Below are 7015 nucleotides of genomic sequence, written 5' to 3' on the forward strand. Positions count from 1 at the left end.
AATTTATTGATCTTTTTAGGTAAACTTAATTTCAATCTAGAAGAAAAATTATTAAAACCGAATTTAAATTAAACATATCCACCCTATTTACACAACAAATTATGTGTAGAAATAACTTCTGTCTAACACTATTCAACAATTACTGGTGATTCGTCCATTGCTGTACGATGGGCCAGCGCCGCCCACTTCCAAACGCTTTCGTTGATACCTTCAACCCTGGGGTCGCCTGGAATCGTTTAAACTCGTTGTAATCGACCTTTTTGATAAGCCGTTTTACCGTATCATAATCAAATCCCTCGTCTGCAATCTGTTCGGCCGACAGCTGCTTCTCTATATATCGATAGAGAATCGGATCTAGCATGTCGTATTCCGGTAAACTGTCAGAATCTTTTTGATCCGGTCGCAATTCTGCACTGGGCGGTTTTTCGATAACCGATTGGGGAATCACTTCCCTCCTGTAATGATGTCTATTCAACCATCGGGCCATCTCATAAACCTCTGTTTTATATACATCATTGATTACTCCCAGCCCACCGTTCATATCGCCATAAAGCGTACAATAGCCGGTTGCCATCTCTGATTTATTGCCGGTATTCAGCAGCATATAACCAAACTTGTTGGCGATCGCCATCAGCAGCATGCCCCTGATGCGGCTTTGCAGATTCTCTTCGGCCACGCCAAACTCCGTTCCTTCGAACAAGGGATGCAGCGTATCCTGGAATTCATCGTAAATATTCTTGATGGAAAGGCTGTGAATCTCGATACCCAGGTTCTCCGCGAGCTTCTCAGAGTCACTTATACTTCCCCGGGAGGAAAACTCTGATGGCATGGTAACTCCAATCACATTTCCCGGCCCCAGCGCTTCTGCCGCAACACAGGCTACCATTGTGGAATCGATACCGCCACTCAGGCCAAGGACCACTTTGTCAGCGATTCCGGTTTTTCGCAGGTAATCCCGGAGTCCAAAGGCCAACCCCCTGAAAATCCCCTCGGATTTGGGAAGAATGGATGCCGGTGGAGAACCAATATTTTGGAGACAGCCTGTTCCCGGATCCCATTCGGTGTCGATATACCCCTCCTCAAAAATAGGACTGCGGGCCACAATTTCAGCCGCATTGTCAATCACCATTGAATCCCCGTCAAAAATCAGTTCCGTATTTGCGCCCACCTGGTTGCAGTAGAACAGCGGCATCTCCAGGTTCCGGGTATGATCACGGAGCATCTTTTCCCGGTTTTCGGGCTTGGTCTTTGTGAACGGGGATGCTGAAATGTTGATAATTGCTTCAGCTCCACGTTTTGCCAACTCTTCGGCCGGGTTCTTCCGGTAGGTGTGATACTGTATATCATTTTCATTATACCAGATATCCTCGCAGATGGTAATACCCAGCTTTACACCTGCTATTTCTACACATTCAAAGTTATCATTGGGCTCAAAATAACGCAGTTCATCAAATACGTCGTAGGTGGGAAGCAGGGTTTTATTGACCTGCGCCAACTCTTCCCCACCTTGTGCTATCAACGCGGCATTCACACACTGCCGGCCAAAACGCAGTTCTTCATTGGGTCTGATCGTGCCAAACATCACTGCGGTAATGCCCGTGGCTTCAATAATCTCTTCGTTTGCTTTGTAGATAGCCTGGCGAAAGGTATCACGTTCCAGCAGGTCCATCGGAGGATATCCACAAACGGTTAGTTCAGGCAATACCAACAGGTCTATATTGTCAGCCTCCGCCTGCTGGATGGCCTGTAAGATAGATCGAACGTTATTTTTCAGATCGCCTATCGTCTGGTTTAACTGGTGAAGACGTATTTTCATGGTAACAAGCTCTGAAAAGAGTCGCTTCTTAATTATTTTCAAAAAGATTAATAAACAACGTGCGCTACAGGGGAACATCTGTTAGTAGACCACCCAAATCCCCTAAAAAAATAAGGCTTCAAATGAACCCGTTAATGTATAACAATGATTTCTCTATGAAAAACAGATCTTTGTTTATTTTCCAGAGAACGAAATCCCCTTCTTACCCTCCTTCTGCTCACGCAAAAATTGCGTATAAAGGTATTCAGGCATAATTGGATAGGAACTAAACTCTTCCAATTCAATGAATTTAAGTTTCTGCAAGAGTTGACTATCGGACGTGTGTTCAGGGTCGTTTCCAAGCGCAAGTTCTCCACCTGCAGCTGTAACTTCAAAATAGAACTCCACGGCGTGAAAGGGTGGATTCAAAAACTCATTGATGTGCCGTAGTGCCCCCACCTCAATACGCAAACCGGTTTCCTCACGAAACTCTCGTGCCAGGCATGCCTCCATTGTTTCACCATACTTCAAGCCGCCACCTGGTGGCATCCAGATACCGCTGTCGGTGACCGGAGAGCGCAATTTGACCATAAGCATGGCCTCATCATCAATCAACAGCCCGTTTACCCGGATGCGCAATCGTTCTCTGTAAGTCGATTCGGGCATATCAGCCAACGACCACCTGTTTCCCATTCATGGGTACACTCAAATCGTGTTCCTTAGCATGTTCCAGGCTGGCCTTGACGAAATCAACAAAAAGCGGCTGGGGATTATTGACAGTACTGGTCAATTCTGGATGGAACTGCACGCCCACGAACCAGGGATGATCCTCAAGTTCAATAATCTCCACGAGGTCGCGGTGTGGATTCAAGCCCGCAAGTTTCATCCCGTTCTCAATCAGTTTATAGCGCAGATTGTTGTTGACCTCATAGCGATGACGATGGCGCTCCTGCACAAAATCATTCCCATACGCTTCATACGTTTTTGTGCCCTCCTTAATCTTACAGTCATAGAGTCCGAGGCGCATGGTGCCACCTTTGTCTTCAATCTCCTTCTGTTCCGGCATCAGGTCGATGATCGGATATTCACAATCCTCATCAAACTCTGTGCTGTTCGCATCCTCCCAGCCACAGATATTTCGTGCGTATTCGATAACGGCACATTGCATGCCAAGGCAGATTCCAAAAAACGGGATGTCATTTTCACGGGCATATTTTATCGATGCCAGCTTGCCATCGATGCCCCGACCGCCAAATCCAGGGGCTACGAGAATACCCGACACATCCTTCATCTTATCGGCAATATTTTCGTTGTTCAGGTCGTCCGACTGCACCCACACAATATCAACCTTGCAATCGTTAACCGCACCGCTGTGAATAAAAGCCTCAACAATCGATTTATAGGCGTCGTGATGCTCGACATACTTCCCAACCAGTGCAATCTTAATTTCGGATGACGGATTTCTGACCGCCTCCACGAACCCGATCCAGCGATCCAGATCCGGCTCATTTGTATCAAGCTCAAGCTTATTAATCACGCGCGAATCGAGCCCCTCTTTCTGCATCAACAGTGGCACTTCATAAATGCTGGGCGCATCAATAGATTCGATAACATCTTCGATCTCAACGTTACAGAACTGCGCAATCTTCCGACGGATACTCTGGTCGAGATGATGCTCGGACCGTGCCACGATAATATCGGGTTGCAATCCGCTTTCAGAGAGCGTTTTAACGGAGTGCTGCGTCGGCTTGGTCTTCAGCTCACGCGCTGCAGAAAGATATGGGACCAGCGTCAGATGAATGGAGAGTGTATTTTTCCGCCCCACATCGTAGCGCAGTTGCCGGACCGCCTCAATGTAAGGCAAGCTCTCGATGTCACCCACGGTACCTCCTATCTCGGCGATCACCACATCATAATCCCCGGATTCGCCAAGCTGCAGCACATGCGACTTAATCTCATCGGTAATGTGCGGAATCACCTGCACAGTTTTGCCCAGGTAAGCCCCTTGACGCTCTTTGGTGATCACGTCGTTATAAATGCGACCGGTGGTCACATTGTTTTCCTGTGAAGTCTTGATATCGAGAAACCGTTCGTAGTGCCCGAGATCGAGATCCGTTTCCGCCCCGTCATCGGTTACATAGACCTCCCCGTGTTCGTAGGGATTCATAGTGCCGGGATCCACATTAATGTATGGATCCAGTTTTTGGATGGTCACTTTAAGGCCGCGTGCAACGAGAAGTCGGCCCAGTGATGCGCAGATAATACCTTTTCCTAAAGAAGACGTAACACCGCCGGTGATAAAAATATATTTGGTCGCCATTGTGTGCTGACTGTTGAGTTGAGGGTTATGGAAAAATAGAACCTTTCCACTCAGCATTCAAACTGTAATAGAGAATTTTTCGGGAAATTTCTGAAAGAGGATGTAACGTGAAAAGTCAGGTCCTATTATTTCAGAAACTGCCATTAGAATACCACTTGCTTCCCGCCGCTGTTGTGGATAGCAGGCCGTAATCAGTCAGTGGGTTCTTTTTACCAGGGACTATTTCTCCCTAACCTTCTCAGCTACCTGCCTGAGCAGATCCGGTTTGTCTGAAAAAATGCCGGATACACCAAGCTGAACCAACTTTTTCATTCTTCGTTTTTGGTTCACAGTGTAAACGAACACCGGTATGCTGTTGAGCCGGATATCCCGCAGGCGTTTACGATTTAGCTGCTGATAGCTGCAATTAAAAGCATCGGCTTTGTATTGTGAGACGAGCTGGGACGGCAGCAGCTTGTTCGAACTTCGGTTGTTGTAGAGAAGAGCTGCCGGAATGGAGGGATCAAGCTGTTTAAGATGTGTAATAGCCCGGTAGTCAAAGCTGGAAAACAGCACGTGATCCTGCATGCCGTACTCCTTTACCAGTGCCAGGGATTTCTCCTCGACGCCGCCTTTAACCTCATCCGAAACGGCCTCAGTTTTAATCTCAATGTTGAGGGCAATTTTTCCCCTGGCAAAGGCCAGCACCTGCTCGAGTGTGGGTATCTTTTCACCGGCAAATTCCTTACTGAACCAAGAGCCCGCATCCAGTTGTTTCAGCTCATCCAGAGTGTAGTCACTGAGCTCGCCACTACCGTTCGTATGATCCTCGAGAACCGCATCGTGAAAAACAACGGGAACGCCATCCTTGCTGAGCATCACATCCAACTCGATCATCTCAGCATTCATCTCCAGCGCCCCTTTAAACGCGGCCATCGTATTTTCTGGAAAATAAGCACTGGCACCGCGGTGGGCTATCACAACAAAATCGTCTCCATCATCATTAAAAAGAGTCGGTAACATATAATCAGGGGAATAAGATTGCTGGGATGAGCAGGGAATGGTTAATGCCATCCATATGATGAATATCAAAAATCTACTCATGGCCCTTTCGCTTCAAATAACCGATTAGCGATTTTATCTGCTTTTTTTGATAAAAAATCAGGACCACATTAATCCCGAAAACAGCCATGATTATGATAAAAAAAGTTTGACTGAGCTGCGTAATACCGTAATAAAAGGAATACCCAAACAGGAGAACAGCAGCTATATTAATTAATAGATGAAACCATTTGTTGCGATCCCTCTTTTCCAACAACTCAATTTGTTCGCCAGGCGGCAACTCCGTCTGATTTTTTTTAAGATGAATATTGAGATATGATTCGTACTTTTGCTTCTGTTCTTCGGAGATTTCTTGCTCCATAAATCAGTTTTGCGCATTCATAATTCGACGCGTGGCATCCTGGATCAGTTGTTCTGCACTGTGATTTCTGTGCAGCAGATGATATAACAGGAAAACTCCGACCGTACAGGCCAGGCTACCGATCAAACACATTAAATTTGAAAACCAAAGTGGTTCCATGAAGCCTGTTATACTTGCAAAGACAACCCCGACTCCCAAGACAATTTCAAGAATTGCAGATATAAAAATGAGGGTGGTAGGGGCGTGTGCCTGTTCGAAAAAATTGGATAGTTTGGAGTGATTTGGATGTACTATACCTGAAGAATCCGGTGAAGCAAAATGTCCCTTGTTTTTATGTTCTAAGTCCATAGCGTTATTCCTTATTTTAAAAAAGGTGGGGATACTACCTATGGCAACTGGTCCCTACAGCTGCCAATTTTCTTATTCCCACTTATAAGTTAATCGAAATAGATTATTTTTCAATCTCTTTATTTGATTTATGCAAAATTCAGATAATAACATCTACATCTATGGCAGGAACCCTGTCAAAGAAGCACTCGAAAATGAACCTGAGCGTATTGAAAAAATTTTTGTTCGTCAATCTGTTAAAGACCGCGACGTTCAGACAATATTTGACCTTTCTTCCAACAACCGAATTCCCGTTTCGCACGTTCCGGGATCAAAGCTATATGAGCTTGTTGGCTCCGTAAATGATCAGGGCATCGTTGCACTAATGAGCGCCATTGAATACCATGAGTTTGGTCCCTGGCTCGATTCTCTGGACCTCTCCACATATCCCGGAATTTTACTGCTCGATGAGCTGGAAGATCCACACAATGTGGGAGCCATTCTTCGTACTGCCGCTGCTGCGGGGATTGATGCGGTCCTGGTGCCCAAACATCGGCAGGCACCCATTAATGCCACTGTTTTCAAAACATCAGCTGGGACAGCCGGACGCATTCCAATTGTGCGCGTTGGCAATCTGAACCAAAGCATACTTAAACTTAAAGACGCCGGATTTTGGATCGGGGGCCTGGAACAAGAGGGGGAAACTGTTCTGTGGGACCTGGAGGTTGACCGGCCGCTGGCATTTGTAATTGGCAGTGAAGGCAGCGGTATCCGCGAAAAAACGCTTGAACATTGCGATTACACGTTTGCCATCCCGATGCGCAACCGAGTGGAATCACTCAATGCCTCGGTCAGTGCAGCCTTGATGAGCTATGAGTGGAGACGAAAGAAAAAATAGACTCTCAACCCATTTTTTCAGGGGGAAAGCCTGGGCGTGTTCGACCGGAGATCGCTAGCCTTGATCACTGGTTGGCCTATATCAACGTCATGATCCTCACGAGATTCTAAAACAAGTACTACTGCGCCCCAGGCTTCGTAGCACAAGTTCAGGCTTTATGTTAAAAAAAGGGGACCATCCCCTGGATTCGTCTTACATTCTTTCCTGTAATCCTGTTTAACAAATCAGAGGAGGTCCTCATGTCTCGCCTGCAATCTACGAAACTTGATTTTA

Annotated in this window: 7 protein-coding genes; 1 reads left to right on the forward strand and 6 read right to left on the reverse strand. The window is 46.3% G+C overall.

All coding sequences use genetic code 11. The annotated features are described in order from the left end of the window. Positions 1-139 precede the first annotated feature (139 nt). From NC796_RS01525 to NC796_RS01550, 6 genes are all read right to left on the reverse strand, one after another. Positions 140-1816 carry an NAD+ synthase gene (locus tag NC796_RS01525; RefSeq protein WP_310681456.1) on the reverse strand — a complete coding sequence of 559 codons (1677 nt, stop codon included), beginning with the start codon at positions 1814-1816 and terminating at the stop codon, positions 140-142. 174 nt (positions 1817-1990) lie between these two features. Then, on the reverse strand, positions 1991-2461 hold the full coding sequence (locus tag NC796_RS01530; RefSeq protein WP_310681457.1) for an NUDIX hydrolase: 471 nt from the start codon (positions 2459-2461) through the stop codon (positions 1991-1993). Position 2462: 1 nt separating this feature from the next. Then, positions 2463-4115: a CTP synthase gene (locus NC796_RS01535; protein WP_310681458.1), complete on the reverse strand. Its 1653-nt coding sequence runs from the start codon at positions 4113-4115 to the stop codon at positions 2463-2465. A gap of 219 nt (positions 4116-4334) precedes the next feature. Beyond that, positions 4335-5198 carry a glycerophosphodiester phosphodiesterase gene (locus NC796_RS01540; RefSeq protein WP_310681459.1) on the reverse strand — a complete coding sequence of 288 codons (864 nt, stop codon included), beginning with the start codon at positions 5196-5198 and terminating at the stop codon, positions 4335-4337. Beyond that, the gene (locus tag NC796_RS01545; protein WP_310681460.1) at positions 5191-5517 is read right to left on the reverse strand and encodes a hypothetical protein; all 327 of its coding nucleotides are present in this window, start codon (positions 5515-5517) and stop codon (positions 5191-5193) included. The genes NC796_RS01540 and NC796_RS01545 overlap by 8 nt, the downstream gene beginning before the upstream one ends. A 3-nt stretch (positions 5518-5520) precedes the next feature. Continuing rightward, complete coding sequence (locus NC796_RS01550; protein WP_310681462.1) at positions 5521-5865, reverse strand: hypothetical protein; 345 nt, start codon at positions 5863-5865, stop codon at positions 5521-5523. Positions 5866-5995: 130 nt separating this feature from the next. Between NC796_RS01550 and rlmB the strand changes: the two genes are divergently transcribed. Next, on the forward strand, positions 5996-6742 hold the full coding sequence (gene rlmB / locus NC796_RS01555) for a 23S rRNA (guanosine(2251)-2'-O)-methyltransferase RlmB (RefSeq protein ID WP_310681463.1): 747 nt from the start codon (positions 5996-5998) through the stop codon (positions 6740-6742). Positions 6743-7015 lie beyond the last annotated feature (273 nt).

The sequence above is a fragment of the Aliifodinibius sp. S!AR15-10 genome, from assembly GCF_031569985.1.
In the GTDB taxonomy this organism is placed as follows: Bacteria; Bacteroidota; Rhodothermia; order Balneolales; family Balneolaceae; genus JAMQKA01.

Coding starts and splice junctions, on each gene's coding strand:
- NC796_RS01540 (WP_310681459.1), bottom strand. CDS start 5,198: ATGAGTAGATTTTTGATATTCATCATATGGATGGCATTAACCATTCCC.
- rlmB (WP_310681463.1), top strand. CDS start 5,996: ATGCAAAATTCAGATAATAACATCTACATCTATGGCAGGAACCCTGTC.
- NC796_RS01525 (WP_310681456.1), bottom strand. CDS start 1,816: ATGAAAATACGTCTTCACCAGTTAAACCAGACGATAGGCGATCTGAAA.
- NC796_RS01535 (WP_310681458.1), bottom strand. CDS start 4,115: ATGGCGACCAAATATATTTTTATCACCGGCGGTGTTACGTCTTCTTTA.
- NC796_RS01550 (WP_310681462.1), bottom strand. CDS start 5,865: ATGGACTTAGAACATAAAAACAAGGGACATTTTGCTTCACCGGATTCT.
- NC796_RS01545 (WP_310681460.1), bottom strand. CDS start 5,517: ATGGAGCAAGAAATCTCCGAAGAACAGAAGCAAAAGTACGAATCATAT.
- NC796_RS01530 (WP_310681457.1), bottom strand. CDS start 2,461: ATGCCCGAATCGACTTACAGAGAACGATTGCGCATCCGGGTAAACGGG.